Origin of the sequence: Flavobacterium facile (genome assembly GCF_036321945.1) — a bacterium.
In the GTDB taxonomy this organism is placed as follows: domain Bacteria; phylum Bacteroidota; class Bacteroidia; order Flavobacteriales; family Flavobacteriaceae; genus Flavobacterium; species Flavobacterium facile.
The window spans coordinates 354,732-371,793 of sequence record NZ_JAZAYT010000034.1; the positions used below are offsets into that span (position 1 = coordinate 354,732).

At 29.8% G+C, this 17,062-nt stretch carries 17 protein-coding genes and 3 tRNA genes; 9 read left to right on the forward strand and 11 right to left on the reverse strand.

Annotated elements, in window-relative coordinates; genetic code table 11:
* Position 1: 1 nt before the first annotated feature.
* The gene (locus UEQ13_RS12085) at positions 2-964 is read right to left on the reverse strand and encodes a hypothetical protein (RefSeq protein ID WP_329806603.1); all 963 of its coding nucleotides are present in this window, start codon (positions 962-964) and stop codon (positions 2-4) included.
* A 75-nt stretch (positions 965-1,039) separates the two neighbouring features.
* Between UEQ13_RS12085 and UEQ13_RS12090 the strand changes: the two genes are divergently transcribed.
* Genes UEQ13_RS12090 through UEQ13_RS12100 form a run of 3 tightly spaced genes read left to right on the forward strand, consistent with a single transcriptional unit; the run spans position 1,040 to position 3,384 of the window.
* Positions 1,040-1,762, forward strand: a complete 723-nt coding sequence (locus UEQ13_RS12090; RefSeq protein WP_329806604.1) for a lipopolysaccharide kinase InaA family protein — start codon at positions 1,040-1,042, stop codon at positions 1,760-1,762.
* Between the two features lie 55 nt (positions 1,763-1,817).
* The gene (locus UEQ13_RS12095; protein WP_329806605.1) at positions 1,818-2,651 is read left to right on the forward strand and encodes a glycosyltransferase family 2 protein; all 834 of its coding nucleotides are present in this window, start codon (positions 1,818-1,820) and stop codon (positions 2,649-2,651) included.
* Entirely contained in the window at positions 2,641-3,384 is a 744-nt protein-coding gene (locus UEQ13_RS12100) for a glycosyltransferase family 2 protein (protein WP_329806606.1), read from the forward strand. Before UEQ13_RS12095 ends, UEQ13_RS12100 begins: the two co-directional genes overlap by 11 nt.
* Here UEQ13_RS12100 and UEQ13_RS12105 read toward each other — a convergent pair.
* The 4 genes from UEQ13_RS12105 to UEQ13_RS12120 form a co-directional block, all read right to left on the reverse strand.
* Positions 3,366-4,409 carry a glycosyltransferase family 4 protein gene (locus UEQ13_RS12105; RefSeq protein WP_329806607.1) on the reverse strand — a complete coding sequence of 348 codons (1,044 nt, stop codon included), beginning with the start codon at positions 4,407-4,409 and terminating at the stop codon, positions 3,366-3,368. The two genes, UEQ13_RS12100 and UEQ13_RS12105, sit on opposite strands and share 19 nt — an antisense overlap.
* The gene (locus tag UEQ13_RS12110) at positions 4,406-5,521 is read right to left on the reverse strand and encodes a glycosyltransferase family 4 protein (protein ID WP_329806608.1); all 1,116 of its coding nucleotides are present in this window, start codon (positions 5,519-5,521) and stop codon (positions 4,406-4,408) included. Before UEQ13_RS12110 ends, UEQ13_RS12105 begins: the two co-directional genes overlap by 4 nt.
* On the reverse strand, positions 5,521-6,336 hold the full coding sequence (locus UEQ13_RS12115) for a 2,3,4,5-tetrahydropyridine-2,6-dicarboxylate N-succinyltransferase (protein ID WP_329806609.1): 816 nt from the start codon (positions 6,334-6,336) through the stop codon (positions 5,521-5,523). The genes UEQ13_RS12110 and UEQ13_RS12115 overlap by 1 nt, the downstream gene beginning before the upstream one ends.
* A gap of 84 nt (positions 6,337-6,420) precedes the next feature.
* Positions 6,421-7,362, reverse strand: a complete 942-nt coding sequence (locus UEQ13_RS12120) for an FKBP-type peptidyl-prolyl cis-trans isomerase (protein ID WP_329806610.1) — start codon at positions 7,360-7,362, stop codon at positions 6,421-6,423.
* An 87-nt stretch (positions 7,363-7,449) separates the two neighbouring features.
* Between UEQ13_RS12120 and UEQ13_RS12125 the strand changes: the two genes are divergently transcribed.
* Genes UEQ13_RS12125 through UEQ13_RS12135 form a run of 3 tightly spaced genes read left to right on the forward strand, consistent with a single transcriptional unit; the run spans position 7,450 to position 8,899 of the window.
* Positions 7,450-7,836 carry an RNA-binding S4 domain-containing protein gene (locus UEQ13_RS12125; protein WP_329806611.1) on the forward strand — a complete coding sequence of 129 codons (387 nt, stop codon included), beginning with the start codon at positions 7,450-7,452 and terminating at the stop codon, positions 7,834-7,836.
* Complete coding sequence (locus UEQ13_RS12130; protein WP_329806612.1) at positions 7,820-8,401, forward strand: class I SAM-dependent methyltransferase; 582 nt, start codon at positions 7,820-7,822, stop codon at positions 8,399-8,401. Before UEQ13_RS12125 ends, UEQ13_RS12130 begins: the two co-directional genes overlap by 17 nt.
* Before the next feature lie 3 nt (positions 8,402-8,404).
* Positions 8,405-8,899, forward strand: coding sequence for a phosphoribosyltransferase family protein (locus UEQ13_RS12135; RefSeq protein ID WP_329806613.1), 495 nt, complete (start codon positions 8,405-8,407; stop codon positions 8,897-8,899).
* On the opposite strand, the gene UEQ13_RS12140 is transcribed toward UEQ13_RS12135, so the two are convergent.
* Positions 8,891-9,406, reverse strand: a complete 516-nt coding sequence (locus UEQ13_RS12140) for a shikimate kinase (RefSeq protein ID WP_329806614.1) — start codon at positions 9,404-9,406, stop codon at positions 8,891-8,893. The two genes, UEQ13_RS12135 and UEQ13_RS12140, sit on opposite strands and share 9 nt — an antisense overlap.
* 201 nt (positions 9,407-9,607) lie before the next feature.
* Between UEQ13_RS12140 and UEQ13_RS12145 the strand changes: the two genes are divergently transcribed.
* The 3 genes from UEQ13_RS12145 (at position 9,608) to UEQ13_RS12155 (ending at position 9,920) form a co-directional block, all read left to right on the forward strand.
* Positions 9,608-9,680, forward strand: a tRNA-Lys gene (locus UEQ13_RS12145).
* 42 nt (positions 9,681-9,722) lie between these two features.
* A tRNA-Lys gene (locus tag UEQ13_RS12150) sits at positions 9,723-9,795 on the forward strand.
* A gap of 43 nt (positions 9,796-9,838) precedes the next feature.
* Positions 9,839-9,920, forward strand: a tRNA-Leu gene (locus tag UEQ13_RS12155).
* Between the two features lie 324 nt (positions 9,921-10,244).
* Here UEQ13_RS12155 and UEQ13_RS12160 read toward each other — a convergent pair.
* The 5 genes from UEQ13_RS12160 to kdpB all read right to left on the reverse strand — a co-directional run bounded on the left by UEQ13_RS12160 (position 10,245) and on the right by kdpB (position 17,056).
* Positions 10,245-11,963, reverse strand: coding sequence for a sensor histidine kinase (locus tag UEQ13_RS12160; RefSeq protein ID WP_329806615.1), 1,719 nt, complete (start codon positions 11,961-11,963; stop codon positions 10,245-10,247).
* On the reverse strand, positions 11,963-13,090 hold the full coding sequence (locus UEQ13_RS12165) for a sensor protein KdpD (protein ID WP_329806616.1): 1,128 nt from the start codon (positions 13,088-13,090) through the stop codon (positions 11,963-11,965). Before UEQ13_RS12165 ends, UEQ13_RS12160 begins: the two co-directional genes overlap by 1 nt.
* Positions 13,091-13,160: 70 nt before the next feature.
* Positions 13,161-14,243: a porin gene (locus UEQ13_RS12170; RefSeq protein ID WP_329806617.1), complete on the reverse strand. Its 1,083-nt coding sequence runs from the start codon at positions 14,241-14,243 to the stop codon at positions 13,161-13,163.
* Between the two features lie 8 nt (positions 14,244-14,251).
* The gene (locus UEQ13_RS12175; RefSeq protein WP_329806618.1) at positions 14,252-14,806 is read right to left on the reverse strand and encodes a K(+)-transporting ATPase subunit C; all 555 of its coding nucleotides are present in this window, start codon (positions 14,804-14,806) and stop codon (positions 14,252-14,254) included.
* Positions 14,807-15,007: 201 nt separating this feature from the next.
* The gene (gene kdpB / locus UEQ13_RS12180; RefSeq protein WP_329806619.1) at positions 15,008-17,056 is read right to left on the reverse strand and encodes a potassium-transporting ATPase subunit KdpB; all 2,049 of its coding nucleotides are present in this window, start codon (positions 17,054-17,056) and stop codon (positions 15,008-15,010) included.
* Positions 17,057-17,062 lie beyond the last annotated feature (6 nt).

The following is a 17,062-nucleotide window of genomic DNA, read 5'->3' on the forward strand; positions in this document are numbered from 1 at the left end:
ATTACACTTTAAAAACAGTTTGTATCCAATTATTAATATGGTATTTTTCTCTTAATTCATTCGGATAATTTCCTTCATTAAAAGACACATTATTTATCTTTAGTAAATCGTCAAGATAAACAATCTTTCCTGAATCGGAAATATCATAAGTTGAAATAGATTTGTTGTTTGTGATTACATTTTTTTGCAAACCCATCGCTTCAAAAACCCTAAAACTTAAACCCGTTTGATTTTCTCTAACTAAATCGATAATAACGTTACTATTCCTATAAATATCTAATGTTTCCGATTGATTAAATCTGTTTTTTCGAAAAGTAATATGTTTATTTTCTCCTAAGAAAAACTGTTTCAACTGGCAAACAAAAGCTTTCTTACCAATCGCATAAAAAGTATAGGTTTTACCTTCATCTTTTAGTTTTTGTGCAATGGCGTTTAAATGATTTACGCGATTATCAATTGAACCAATATACACAAAATCGTTTGTAGTTTTTTGAGTATTTTCTTCTAATTTAAAATAAATGTAATTTGAAGTTGCTGAAAATCCGTACGTTGAAATATCATTTTTATCGAAAGAATATATTTCATCAAAAATTCCGTCTAACAAATGTTCCACTGGACATCTTGAAACGCTATCATACAAATAAGCGATATATTTTTTTGTGTGTTTTTTAATTTTAAGATGATATTCTAAATCAATTAATTCTGGATTAATTACTAAAATTTGATCTTGAAAACCTTTTTCTTGAAGTTGATTTAAAATGTAATCCTGTCTTTTTTTTAGTTTGGGATTTTTTCCTAAAAATATTTTACTTAAACTATTTTTAACTCTTTCCCATTTGTTTTTGTACTTGAAATCTCCAATTTTGATATGAAAACTTTCGATACCTTTTTCCTGTAATGCATTAACAATATGCACATCATAATTCCAATGATCAAAACTTATTACAGCAATTTTAGGCAACATATTTACATTTTTAAAAAACAAAGATATTGTTTTTTTACAAAGATTTCAATTACATTTGTAAATCAAACAAAACCTATGGATAAATCGGTAGTAGACATCATTAAAAATTTTGAAAATCAAGGCGATTTATTAGTTGCAGGGAAAAGAAACATTATAAAAACATTTCCTTATAACGATATAGTTTTAAACATAAAATCTTTTAAAGTTCCTATTCTTATTAACGGAATCATTTACCGATATTTTAGAAAATCAAAAGCTAGAAGATCATTTGAATTTGCTACTATTTTACTCCAAAAAAACATTGGGACTCCAAAACCAATTGGCTATTATGAAAACAAAAATATACTACGCCTTTTAGACAGTTATTATGTTTGCGAACACATTACAGTTGATTATGTTTTTAAAGATTTATTTGATGGTTATAATGCCGATTTAGATACTATTTTAAAACAATTGGCTCATTTTTGTTTTCAACTTCATGAAGCTGGAATTGAGTTTAAAGATCATTCTCCAGGAAATACTTTGATTAAGAAAAATGCATCTGGTTCCTTTGATTTTTTCCTAATCGATTTAAATCGAATGTCGTTTCACAAAGAAATGGATTTCAATTTAAGAATGAAAAACCTTTGCCGATTAACGCCTTCTGAATATATGATACAGATAATCAGTGCAGAATATGCCAAATTATATCAAAAAACTGAAGAAGAAGTTTTCAATTTAATGTGGAAACACACGAGTGCTTTCTTTAATAAATCTGAAAAAAGACGAGATTTCAAAAAGAAATTCAAATTGAAGTAAAAAATTAAATAATTAAAGTTTATTTTTGAAAAATAATGCTTTCAAAAACCATAAAATGACCTTAAAAATATCTATTATAATAACCACTTACAATTCTGAAGAATGGTTAATTAAGGTATTGCAAGGTTTTCTTTTTCAAACTGAAAAAAACTTCGAAATCATAATAGCAGACGATGGGTCAACTGAAAAAACAAAACAACTAATTGATAGTTTTTCAAATAAATTTCAACATCCTATTATTCATGTTTGGCAAGAAGATAATGGTTTTCAGAAAACAAAAATCCTAAACAAAGCCATTTTAAAAAGCAATAGTACTTATTTATTATTTACGGATGGCGATTGCATTCCTAGAAATGATTTCATTTCTAATCATTTGAAAAACAAAGAAAAAGGCTTTTTTTTATCAGGTGGCTATTATAAATTACCTTTAATAATTTCTAAATTAATTACCAATCAAGATATTGAAGCAAGTAATTGTTTTAAAATAAATTGGTTGTTAAAAAATGGGTTGAAATTAAATTTTAAATTGACAAAATTGACACATAATGCCTTTTTTGCAAAATTTATGAATTGGATTACACCAACTAAAAAAACATTTAACGGACATAATTCTTCTTGTTACAAAGCCGATTTATTAGCTGTAAATGGTTTTAATGAAGACATGAATTATGGCGGTTTAGATAGAGAATTAGGCGAAAGATTGTTTAATTCTGGTATAAAATCGAAGCAAATTAGATATAGCGCTATTTGTTTACATTTGGAACACGACAGAAAATATGCCACTCAAAAAAATTGGGAAGAAAATTTCAAAATTAGAGAATTCAATAAAAAACATAACGTTACTTTTATTGAGAACGGAATAGTTAAAAACACAAACAATGGAAACTAAGATTTCAATTTTTATCATTTCATATAACGAAGAAAATATAATTTCTAAATGCTTAGAGAAATTAAATTGGTCGGATGAAATTGTTGTAGTAGATTCTGGAAGTACAGATAAAACTGTTGCTATTTGCGAATCATTTGGTGCAAAAGTGATTTATAATAAGTTTGAAAACTTTGGTAAACAAAAGCAATTCGCTTTAAATCAAACTAAAAATGATTGGGTTTTATCATTAGATGCAGATGAAGTTTTGTCGGATGACTTAATAAACGAAATTCAAAATTTAAAGCTTTCTTCAAATTGTAATGGTTATTTTATTCCGAGAACTCATGTGTTTTTAAATAAGATATTCAAATATGGAAGTGAAAGCAACAAACATATTTTAAGATTTTTCAATAAAAAACACGGAAAGTTTACAGATAATATGGTACATGAAAATTTACTTATTGAAGGAAATACGAGTAAATTGAAACATGATTTTTTACATTACAGCTATTTTTCAATTGAGCAATACATCACAAAATTGAACAAATACACGACTTTATACGCGCAAGAGAAAAACAAAAAGTTCTCTGGCATTACGATTCTAGTAAAAACAAAATTTGAATTTTTTAAGAAATATTTCTTAGACAGAAATTTTCTAAATGGTAAGGAAGGCTTTTATTGGGCAGTTTTTTCAGCGTATTATATGTTTACCAAGTTGGTAAAATCTAATGAAAACTACAATAAATCGTTATAAATTTCAATATATTCTTTGCTCGCTTTTTCCCATGTAAATTGCAAAGACCAGTTGATAATTTCATCTTTTTTGCTAAGATTTTCAGCGTAATCTTTCATTCCGTTTAAAAATACTTGTTGCATTTTATCCGAATCGAAACTATCAAAATAATAAGCGGCATTTCCTCCTATTTCAGGTAAACTCGTTAAATTAGATAAAAACACAGGCTTTCCAAATCGCATCGCTTCAATAGGTGGAATTCCGAATCCTTCTGATATTGAAGGAAAAAGAAAAGCTTCGCAATTTTTCAAATACCAATACTTGTCATTGTCTGAAATTGTATTCGTAAAAAAGACACGATTTTCCAAATTCATTTTTTTAATATCTGCCAAAATAATCTGAAAATACTTTTCGTTTGTTACTTTACCTGAAATTACTAAATCATAATCTGAAACTTGAAGTAACGGTAATATCGTATGAATATTTTTTTTTGGATCAATAACTCCTAAACTAAATAGAAATGGTTTATTCGGAAGTATTTTTGGCTCACTAACTGGTTGTTTAATTGTGACACCATTATAAACAACTTTATACTTTTTTCCTTCAATATTCAATCTGTTTTTTACATCTTGATGACTGAATTCTGAAATAAATGTCAAGTAATCCGCTCTATTTATATTGGTCTGAATTTTATTTAAAAGCTTATTTTTTTTGCTTTCCGATTTATTCGCATACAAAAAATTTAAATCGTGAATAGTATAAACCAATTTTTTAGCATTTACAGGAATTCTTGTAGCCAATTGGTTGGTTGTATGCCAAACATCGTATTTTGGTGAAACCCTTAATAATAATCTATCTAAAACCTTAATATTTATAGATTTAGAAAAATTATCTAAAATAGTTTTTTTGTGTTTATAGAAAATAAATTGAAACTGATTGTTGTTTTTAAATGATTCGTAAAGATTAGAGCAAAATTCAAACATACCCGTATTTGGATACTTCATTCTGTCGATATCTATAACTATATTAGGTTTTTTATTTATCATACTAATTCGTTATAAACAGAAAATAATTTTGTTGCGATTACTTCATCATTAAATTGTTGTACAAATTTAAATCCTTCTGCTTTCATTTTGGAAGCTAATGATTTATCTGTTAAAATTTTTTCTATTTTATGTGATAAATCTTCTACATCGAAAGGTTCAATGTATAAAGAATTTGGTCCTGCTGCTTCAGAAAAAACACCTGTTTTATTTGTTATGACTGGAGTTTTTGAATACAACGCTTCAATTATTGGAATTCCGAAACCTTCAAAAATAGACGGATAAACGAAAACGGAAGCTAATTGATAAACAATCGCTAATTCTTCGCTTGATAATCCTTTTAAAAAATGAACTCGTTGTTCTAATTTATTTTCAGAAATATATTGGTGAATTTTTTGAGAATATTCTGTTTCTTTTCCAATTAGCACTAAATGAACGTCTAAATTTTTAATTGCTTTTACAATCGTTAACGCGTTCTTTCTTTCTTCAATTGTTCCTACATTTAAAACAAATGATTCTGGTAAATGGAATTTTTTAACCACTAGTTTTTTATGAGCGTCAGCATATTCTTTTTTAAAAACATCCTGACAGCCTTGGTAAACTACTCTAATTTTATCCGCATCAATATGCAAATAAGTAATAATATCTTTTTTAGTTTGTTCGCTAATTGCAATTACCAAATTGGCTCTTTCCACTGCTTTTTTAAACTTATAAAAATGTATTTTTCTATCAAAAAAAGAGTATAAATTTGGATAGCGAACAAAAATTAAATCGTGAATAGTTACCACAGATTTAATTCCTTTTTTTTCTAATCCTATTGGCAATTCGCCCGAAAGTCCGTGATAAATAGCAATTTGATCCTTAACTAAATCTTTTACAACTGTTTTTTGACGCCAAATATTCTTAAATTTTTGATTGAATTTAGATATAGGATTTTTCTCAAAAACATTAATAGTGTTGGAAACAAAAAGAGTCTTTTTATATGGTTTTGGATTATATAAAAAATAAAGATGATCTGGAAAATAAGTAGCTAAAATTCGAACTAAATCTCGACTATAATTACCTAATCCGGTTTTATTATGAAAAACTCTTTTTGCTTCAAACCCAATATTCATTATACAGCTACGTTATATTCTCTTAAAGCATCATTTAGTGATGTTTTCAAATCTGTAGATGCTTTTCTTTGCCCGATAATTAAAGCACATGGAACTTGAAATTCTCCTGCTGGGAATTTTTTAGTATAAGTTCCAGGAATTACTACAGAGCGTGAAGGTACAACACCTTTATATTCAATTGGTTCACTTCCAGTTACGTCAATAATTTTTGTAGAGGCTGTTAAACAAACATTTGCTCCTAAAACAGCTTCTTTTTCCACACGAACTCCTTCCACTACGATACAACGAGAACCAATAAAAGCTCCGTCTTCAATAATTACTGGAGCGGCTTGTAAAGGTTCTAAAACACCACCAATTCCTACTCCACCACTTAAATGTACGTGTTTACCAATTTGTGCACAACTACCAACAGTTGCCCAAGTATCTACCATGGTTCCTTCATCAACATACGCACCAATATTTACATAAGATGGCATTAAAATTACACCTGAAGAAATATAAGCTCCATGACGTGCAACAGCATTTGGCACGACTCTAATTCCTCTTTCAGCATAGTTACGTTTTAATGGAATTTTATCGTGATATTCAAAAATACCTGCTTCTAATGTTTCCATTTTTTGAATTGGAAAATACATTACTACTGCTTTTTTCACCCATTCATTCACTTGCCAACCAGAAGCAACTGGTTCCGCTACACGAAGAGTTCCGTTATCTAATAAATCAACAACTTCTCTAATGGCATTTTGAGTAGTTTCTTCTTGTAACAATGCACGATTATCCCATGCTGCTTCAATAATGGATTGTAAATTTGTCATGTTTATTTTTTTAACAAAGATAAAGTTTCCAATTAGTATTACAAATAAAAAAATCCTGCTAAAAGCAGGATTTTTTTATTTAAATTATTGACAACTTGAATTCAAATGTTTAGGTTTATTTGGTAAAACAAATTGATTACCACTACAATCTGGTAATTGATTGTAAATATATTTTCCGTTTGATGTTGGAATACTAATTGGAGTTAAAGGATTAGAAGTTAATCTTACAGTCTTATCTTTATATTCATTCTTAGTTAATATACCATCATTATCATCATCAAAATCACCATAATTAGGTTTTCCATCACCATCACTATCTATTGCGGTTCCTGTGACCAAACCAGTTCCTAAATATTCATCTTTAGAAAGTAATTTATCTCCATCATGGTCTTTATATCGCAACTTCATCAATTTAAAATTAAATATAATTGGAGTATAACTAGATATTGAGCTAACACTTCCATTAAAATATGCCAAACCACTTGGAACAAACATCACACCAGCACCAAAATCACTGTAAGTAGTAATACCTGTTGAGTTATCCAATACAGCATTACCTGTTTTAAATTCCGGGAATATTTCTTGCCATCCTTGAATTACTTGTTCTAATTGAAACCAAACTGGTGAAGAAGCTTCATCAAAATTCGTCAAATCTGTTTTATGTCCTTTATAAGCACTAAAAACTGAATCCAATTTTGTAGGATTAGAACCAACTCCTTCTCTTAATTTTATGAAATATAATTTATGATCTACTCCACCTTTATTGATTGTTTTAAAATCTAAATCTGGATGAGCAGAAATTGCAACTCCAGGAGTACTAGCAGTAATTTCAGTAAAAGTAACGTTATAATCACCATCTACTGTCATAAAGTGTGAATCCATAAAATCTTCAATTTCAGCAATATCTTCATTATAAACCTCAGAATAAGGTCTTGCTTCTACTCCAGCTGGTGGATCATCTGTTGGACATCCAACCATGACAAATATAAATGGTAATAAAAGTAATAATCTTAATGATAATTTCATTTTGTAATATTTTAATTTAAAAAAGTGCTCGCAAGATACGATTTTCATTTATTTTTGTACAAATATTAACATTGATTTTTGAATTTTATGCGAATTGATAAATACTTATGGTGTATCAGATACTATAAAACAAGAGGTCTTGCGGCTGAAGCCATTAAAAAAGGACATGTTTCGGTAAATAATATCAAAGCAAAAGCTTCAAGAGATGTTTTTCCTTTAGATAAAATTACTTTAAGAAGAGATCAAATTAACTATATAGTTAAGGTTTTAGATATTCCGCCAAATAGAGTCGCCGCCAAATTAGTAGATTTATACAGAAAAGATGAAACGCCAGCAGAATCTTTTGAGCATTTAGAAATGATAAAACTTTCTAAAGAACATTATAGAGCAAAAGGAGAAGGAAGGCCAACTAAAAAAGACCGAAGAGATATTTCCGATTATACTGAAAACGATAGTGATGACGACATTGAATAAAGAATATTGGGAAAACCGATACGAAAACAATGATGCTATTTGGGATATTGGGCATATTTCAACGCCATTAAAGGAATATATTGATCAATTGGAAAACAAAGAATTGAAAATTCTAATTCCAGGTGCTGGAAATGCTTATGAATTAGATTATTTAATTGAAAAAGGTTTCCACAATGTTTTTGTGATTGATTATGCCCAACAACCCATTGATGCTATCATAAAAAGAAACTATGCATTAGAGAAACATTTAATTTGTGATGATTTTTTTAATCATACCAAAACCTATGATTTAATTATTGAACAAACCTTCTTTTGTGCTTTACAACCTAATCTCCGAGAAAAATATGTCTCAAAAATGTTTGATTTATTGTCTGAAAAAGGAAAAATAGCGGGTTTGTTTTTTAATTTTCCGTTAACGGAAGTTGGACCACCTTTTGGAGGAAGCTATGAAGAATATGTAAATCTGTTTTCAGAAAAATTTACAATAAAAACATTAGAACCTGCATATAATTCGATAAAACCACGCGCAAATAAAGAATTGTTTTTTACATTTGAAAAAAAATAAACCATGCAACACATTATATTAACTCACACCGAAATAGAACACAAAACAAAACGTATAGCTTATCAAATTTATGAAACGTTTGCGAACGATTCTGAATTAGTAATTGCAGGAATTTCAAACAGTGGATTTACATTTGCTCAAAAAATTGCCAAGCAATTAGAAACCATTAGCGAAATAAAAATTACTATTTGTGAAGTTAATATTAATAAACAAAATCCGTCAGATCCCATTACAACTTCTTTAAATTCTGACGAATATGCCAATAAAAACTTAGTTTTAGTTGACGATGTTTTAAATTCTGGTGGAACTTTAATTTATGCGATTAAGCACTTTTTAAATGTTCCTTTAAACAAATTTAAAACAGCAGTATTGATTGACAGAAATCATAAAAAATACCCTGTAAAGGCAGACTTTAAAGGATTATCGTTATCAACTTCTTTACAAGAACATGTTCAAGTGGTTTTTGAGGAAAGTAATTCTTACGTATACTTAAGTTAGCTTAGAAACAATTTCATTTACAACTTCCAATTCCTTTTTATTATCAATTGAAACTATTGTTTGTACTTGATGATAGAAATAACTACGCTCAAACAAATGCTTCGCTACAAACTCCTGAAGCTCTTCTTCATTAAAACGAGATACTAATGGTCTTGATGCTTTCTGATGGTGTAATCGCTCCAACAAAGTGCTTAAAGACGCTTTTAAGTAAATAGAATGAATACTTGAAGATTGATACAATTCGAAATTATCATAATAACATGGTGTTCCTCCACCTAAGGCTAAAACATAATTATCAGTTGTATTTAAAAATTGCTCTAAAACTTCTCTTTCCTTTTTTCTAAAAAACAATTCGCCCTTTTGTTCAAAGATTTCATTTATCTTTAAATTCAAATTATTCTTTATTAAATCGTCTAAATCATAAAAAAGAATACCTAACGACTCAGAAAGTAGCTTTCCAATCGTAGATTTTCCAGATGCCATGTAACCAACTAGAATAATTTTCATAATATTTTATCTCTTTTTATGGTATAAATGTATAATAATTTAATGAAACTTTAATTATTATTTAAATTCGAAAAACAACAAATACTTATAAATTAAGGGGTTATAAATTATTTCAAAAAAAATATTAAAATATTATACAAAAGCTATTGCAAAATAAATAAATCGTCCTATATTTGCACCCGCAATGAAGGAATAGTTTTAGACTCTGTAGCTCAGCTGGTAGAGCATTACACTTTTAATGTAGGGGTCCTGGGTTCGAATCCCAGCGGGGTCACTAAAAATATTCAAAACATAAAAATTACAACTTCATTGCTACGACTCTGTAGCTCAGCTGGTAGAGCATTACACTTTTAATGTAGGGGTCCTGGGTTCGAATCCCAGCGGGGTCACAAAAGAAGCTAAACAAATTGTTTAGCTTCTTTTTTTATTTAAGGCCATGTGGAGGAATTGGTAGACTCGCCATCTTGAGGGGGTGGTGCTGCAAGGCGTATGGGTTCGAATCCCATTTTGGTCACTTTAACAACGTATTTATTGGGCTTACAAGTATTTTTAGTTAATATTAAATTAACCGTTTTAAAAAACAAGCCTACTAAATAAATAAAACAAAAAAAATCCTATCAGATATTTGATAGGATTTTGCATTTTATATAAATAATAAACTTCATGTGGTTAACCAAATATTTTTAGCCTTAAAAATACGCATCAAAACATGTGTTTTAGCACATTTCCCATAGATATTACTTAAAACTGTGAGACACTAAGGTTTTAGACAATAAGAGTTAAAAATAGAATTAAAACCTTTTTATTTAAACATTAAAGCTTCTTTAATACTGTCTTTTTAAAGAACATTCAAACCAATACTAAAAGTACTACCTAAACCTAGTTCACTTTCAACTGCAATTGTACCATTTTGAGCTTCTATGAATTCTTTACTTATTGCTAAACCTAATCCTGTCCCTGATTTATTACTTCCAGGAATCTGAAAATATTTATCGAAAACTTTCGATTGATAATGCTTATCAATTCCTTTTCCATTATCAATAACTTGAAATACAACTTGATGGTTTACTTTTTTTAATTTGACAAGTATTTGACTGTTACTTGAAGAATACGTAATGGCATTCGTTAGAAAATTGATTAAAACCCAACCTGTTTTTTCACTATCTGCTTTAATATCAGGTAAATCATTTTCAGCTTCAACAATAAGATTAATTTGTTTCTGCTCTGCTTGAACTTTTACCGCTTCTAAAGCATAATTTACAATGTGATATGGATTACTTTTTTCGATACTTAAATGAATGTTACCTGTTTCTAATTGAGAAATATCTAATAGTTCCCCAGTAATTTTCAAAAGTCTTTGGCTGTCATCTTTAATGCTCTCAATTAATTGTTTTTGATCTTCATTGATGTCTCCTGTTTCAGCTTTTTCTAACAATTGTAAACTGAATTTAATTGACGATATTGGTGTTTTCAATTCGTGTGAAACAGTTGCAATAAAATTAGTTTTAGCGAAATCTAATTCTTTAAAAATAGTAATATTTCTTAAAATAATTACATCACCAATATCAATCGTTTTATCTTCTCCAGTTGGTGTGATTGTTATATTAACTGTTTCTGTTTCAAAATAACTTTCTTTTCCATCAGCAAATATTTTTATAGGTGCTGATTTCTGTGAGTTATTTTTAGTGTTTAATAGCGTTCTTATCAAATCGTTTTCTAAAGCTAATTTAAGAGCCGATTTACCTATGACATCTTCCTTTTTTAAGCCAATAATTTTTAAAGCTTCATTATTTACAAATAGAATACTATCCTCATTATCTAATCCGATAATTGGATCATGCATATTATTGATTAAGGTTTCCAATCGTTTCTTTTCAAACAACAATTTAAACAAATTAGTACTATTATATTCTTCCAGTTTTTCTGCCATAGTATTAAATGAATCAGCCAAATCTCCAAATTCATTATGATCTATAAAATGTACTCGTTTAGAATAGTTTTTATTCGCAATTTCTTGAATACTTGTGGTTAATTCCTTAATGGGATTCGCTATATTATTAGGTAAATTAACTAATAAATTAAAGGCAATAAGAAAACATAATGTTCCAATAATAATCACCCAAAAGTTGGCGGTTTCTGCTGTTTTTTTTGCTACATCACTTTTTTGTTTAATGGCGTCCATATTAAGTTTCATAATCTCAAAAATATTTTGATGTATTTGAAACTTAATACTATCGTTTAGCATATTGGTTTTAAGATAATTAAAATTATCTCTTAATTTATAAGTTGCCTTATTTTCTCCAGCTTCTGTAATATTACTCAACTGCTTTTTCAAATTGACTTCAAAAAAAGCAACAGATTTTGAATCATTCTCCTTAATTTCATCTAAAGCTAAAAGCATATTTCTAGAATACTCTAATGTTTCGTAATTAGCTTTAATGATGTTTTGCGTGTCTTTTTTTATAGAATATATATAAAAAGCACTTATTATAGAAAGTATTATTATTAGTAAGAACAATACACCTACACCTAGATTTAATTTAGTTTTTATTCTCATTAGGAAAGAATTACAAGGTCAATATTAGATGATGAAAGATTATTTAATAATTTATTAAATACATTAGTAGACAAAATTACTTTAAATAAATTTAAGTGTGGTTTTCCAATGCAAACCGTTGTAATGTCTTTTTGTTCCACAATATCTAATATAGCATCCGTTATATTAGAACTTTGAACTTTTATAACTTCTGCACCTAACTCGGTTGCAAGCTTAAAGTTATTGATTAAATAGCGTTGTTTGTCCAAAGCAATTTTATCACTACTTTCATTTGGCGTTTCAATGTATAAAACATACCAATTACTGTTATAATAGCTAGCTAAACGCGCAGCTTTTCTGATTATTATTTTGGCCGTTTTATCATTACTACTGATGCAAGCTAAAAGCTTTTCGTGTCTTAAAGCTGCATTTTTTGGTACTTCATTTTCTACTTTTCTAACCACTTGACTTGCCACTTCTTTCAGTGCAAGTTCTCTTAATTGAAGTATTTGATCGGATTTGAAAAAGTTATTTAATGCCGCCTGAATTTTATCTTCAGTATAAATTTTCCCTTCTTTTAATCGTGTGATTAATTCATCTGAAGTTAAGTCGATATTTACTACTTCATCTGCTAAACGCAAAACATTATCTGGAACTCGTTCTTGAACATCAACATTAGTAATGTCTTTTACATTTTGATTTAAACTTTCAATATGTTGAATATTAACTGCGGAAATCACATTAATTCCAGCATCTAAAATTTCTAAAACATCTTGCCAGCGTTTTTCATTTTTGCTTCCTTCAATATTCGTATGGGCTAATTCATCCACAATGACAATTTCTGGACGAAGATTGATAATGGCTTGCACATCCATTTCTTCCAATTCTTTTCCTTTATAGAAAATGGTTCTTCTTGGAATTACGGGAAGTCCAGCCAATAATTCATGCGTTTCTTTACGATTATGCGTTTCAATATAACCAATCTTAACATCAATGCCTTTCTTCAAAAGTGTATGAGCTTCTTGTAGCATTCGATAAGTTTTACCCACACCGGCGCTCATTCCAATATAAACTTTGAATTTTCCTTTTCTAGATTTTTGAATTAAATCTAGAAAATGTTTTACGTTTTTTTCTTTTTCAGCATCCATAGTTAACGAAAATAACCTACAAGATCAAAATTAACCTTGTAGGATTTGTAAATTATATTTAATATTTTAACTAGAAAGAAATAGCCAAAGAAGTAGTAATAAAGAAATTACTATCTGTTGGATTATTGTTTCTTAAGAAAATAGCATCCTTACTATTTAAGGAACGCGCTTCAATTCTGAACATAGCATTATCCGAAACTAGATAATCAAAGTTAGCAGAATAACCGAAAGTTTTAAAACCATTTTCAGTTCCTGTAGCGATGATTACTCCGTTTTTATCTTGATAATATTCGCCTCTTGCCGCCAACTGAATTTTAGCAGTTGGTTTATATTGTGCGATAATAACAGGTGAATACCAAGTTTCATAAGCACTGCTACCTTTTAGAGTTTGTTGTGCTCCAATATCAAAACCAGCAAGTAAATTGGTTTTCTCTGAAACTTTAAATTGGCCGTAAATATTATTGAAATAACGCCATTTTCTATCTTTGTTAGGTTGTTCATTTCCTACATAAGTACTCCAATTTAATGTCGTTTTTCCAGATGGTTTGTAAGTTACTTGCGTTCCAAAAGCTGGCGTTTGATTCCCATCCACTTTTTGAATACGTTGCCAACCGTTTAAATATAGGGCTGCTACATACCATTTTTCAGATTTAGAAGTATAGCCAATTTTTGCTCCAGCTTCATAATAAGGTGAATTATCTGCTAATAGGCTTCGAGTTAAAGTTTGGCAATCTTTTCCAATAGCACTTTCAAAACCAATATGCGAAGGCATAACTCCTGCATCAACCCATAAATTATGTTTCGCTGAAATTTTAACTCCAACATTCGCTTCGTAGATATTTTTCATTAAATCTTGTTCGGCTGCTAAGTTATATTGGGCATACGTTCCGCCCATTAAAGCAAAGTTTCCTCTGATATTGTCTTTTGCATAATTTACTTTTGCCATTCCTAAATTCAGGTTTAACTCATTGTGTTTATTATGACTATACGCAAATCCGGGTCTTAAATGATTATCTGGATTTCCGAAATCGTAACTGTAATACGCTTCTAAATATCCTGAAAAGGTTAATGGACTTTTCTCTTTTGCTGCTTCTTGAGCGTTACCTATTGTAAATCCGAAAGCTCCTAAAGCTGTCAATATTATTTTTTTCATTTAATTTTTTATTTCAATTGCTCTAAAGCGATGTTCAATTCTAAAACGTTTACGGTTTCAGTTCCCATAAGGGTTGGTTTGTTACTTATTTTTTCTACTAATTGTTTTACTTTTTCTTCAGATAATTTTCTGGCATCAGCTACTCTTTTTACTTGAATTAAAGCACCTTGTGGCGAAATATTTGGATCTAATCCACTTCCAGATGCCGTTACCATATCAGCTGGTATTTCCGATTTTTTCAAATAGGGATGCACCACTAAAAAAGTATCAATTCTTTTTTGAACTTGAGCTAAATATTCGGCATTACTTGCTCCTTTATTGCTTCCGCCACTTCCTGCTGCATTATACTCTACAGCTGATGGTCGTCCCCAAAAATAGTTTGCTTTATCAAACTTTTGACCTATTTTTTGATATCCAACCACTTTACCATTTACCGAAAGGGTTTCTCCTTTACCTTGGTTTGGAGCAAATTGGGCAATCCCTAAGATGGTTAAAGGATAGATGACTGCAAACAAAATTACTATTAAAACAGTAAATTTTAGTATTGATATTATATTTTTCATTTTATTTAATTTTTAAAGAACATTGTTATAACTACTTCTATCAATTTGATTCCAATAAACGGAACCATCAATCCTCCCAACACATAAAGCATAAGATTACTTTTAAAGTAAGCATTTGATCCAACTGATTTATAAAATTTTAATGGAATGAGTATGGGAATGATGAGTATTGATACTATATTTTTCATTTTATTTCATTTTTTAAAAAAACATAGCTACCACTAAATCGATCAATTTGATACCAATAAAAGGTATAATTATTCCTCCTAAACCATAAATCAAAAGATTTCTTTTTAGAATGGCACTTGCACCAATTGGTTTGTAATCCACACCACGTAATGCTAACGGAATTAATATTGGAATAATGATAGCATTGAAAATTACTGCTGATAAAATGGCACTTTCTGGACTATGTAAACGCATAATATTCAAACCTTGTAACGCTGGAATAGATCCAATAAAAAGTGCTGGAACGATAGCGAAATACTTGGCAACATCATTAGCAATAGAGAAAGTTGTGAGTGTTCCTCTTGTCATTAATAATTGTTTTCCAATTTCAACAATTTCAATTAATTTGGTTGGATCATTATCTAAATCCACCATGTTTCCTGCTTCTTTAGCCGCTTGAGTTCCACTATTCATAGCTACACCAACATCGGCTTGAGCAAGAGCGGGTGCATCATTCGTACCATCACCCATCATGGCAACTAATTTTCCGTTTTGTTGCTCATTTTTGATGTAGTTCATTTTGTCTTCTGGTTTCGCTTCAGCAATAAAATCATCAACACCCGCTTTTTCTGCAATGAATTTGGCTGTTAACGGATTATCACCTGTAACCATAACGGTTTTCACACCCATTTTTCGCAAACGATCAAAACGTTCTTTCATTCCTGTTTTGATGATGTCTTGCAATTCCACTACACCTTGAACTTGGCTGTTTTTAATCACTACTAATGGCGTTCCACCGTTGGAAGAAATTTCTATTACTTGTTTAGCCGTGTCTTCTGGAAATTTATGTCCCGCTTGTTCCGAAATGTTTTTAGCAGCATCTTGTGCTCCTTTTCTAATATTGGTTCCGTCTTTTAAAACTACACCACTAGTTCTGGTTTCGGCTGTAAATTTGATTAAAGTTGCACCATCAATAGAAAGTTTTTGAGCAACTTCATTTCCTGCTAATTCTACAATACTCTTTCCTTCTGGAGTATCATCTGCTAAAGAACTTAAAACCGCTGATTGAATAAAATCCTCTTTAGAAACGCCATTAGTTGGATAAAAACTAGTGGCTTTTCTATTTCCGATAGTAATTGTACCCGTTTTATCTAAAAGTAACACATCAATATCTCCAGCAGTTTCCACCGCTTTACCAGATTTTGTAATTACGTTTGCTCGTAAGGCTCTGTCCATTCCGGCAATACCAATAGCTGATAATAATCCGCCAATGGTTGTTGGAATTAAACACACAAAAAGTGAAATAAAAGCAGCAATTGTAATCGGCGCGTTAGCATAATCTGCGAATGGTTTTAAAGTCACACACACGATTACGAAAATTAAAGTAAAAGCGGCTAACAAAATAGTTAAGGCAATTTCATTAGGTGTTTTTTGACGACTGGCGCCTTCTACCAAAGCAATCATTTTATCCAGAAAACTTTCACCAGGTTCAGTAGTTACTTTTACTGTTATTCTGTCACTTAATACTTTTGTTCCACCAGTTACCGAACTTTTATCGCCACCAGCTTCTCGAATAACAGGAGCACTTTCTCCAGTGATAGCGCTTTCATCTATTGTGGCTAAACCTTCAATAATTTCTCCATCTGTAGGAATTACATCTCCTGCTTCACAGAAAAACATATCTCCTTTTTTAAGTTGCGAAGAAGAAATCATTTCAATATCGCCAGAACTAATTTTTCCAATAGCTATAACTTTTTTAGCAGGTGTTTCTTCTCTGGTTTTTCTTAAACTATCTGCTTGTGCTTTTCCTCTTGCTTCTGCAATAGCTTCTGCAAAATTGGCAAACAAAAGTGTTAAAAACAATATTATAAACACGATGAAATTATAGATAAAACTACCTTGATTTTGCGCACCCATTAAAATGGCAATACACATAATGAACATAATGGCAGTTCCAATCTCCACCGTAAACATGACTGGATTTTTGAACATTACTTTCGGGTTAAGCTTTACAAAAGATTGCACTAAAGCTTCTTTTACTTGCTGACTTTCAAATAATGAATTGGATTTATTTTTACTCATTTTATT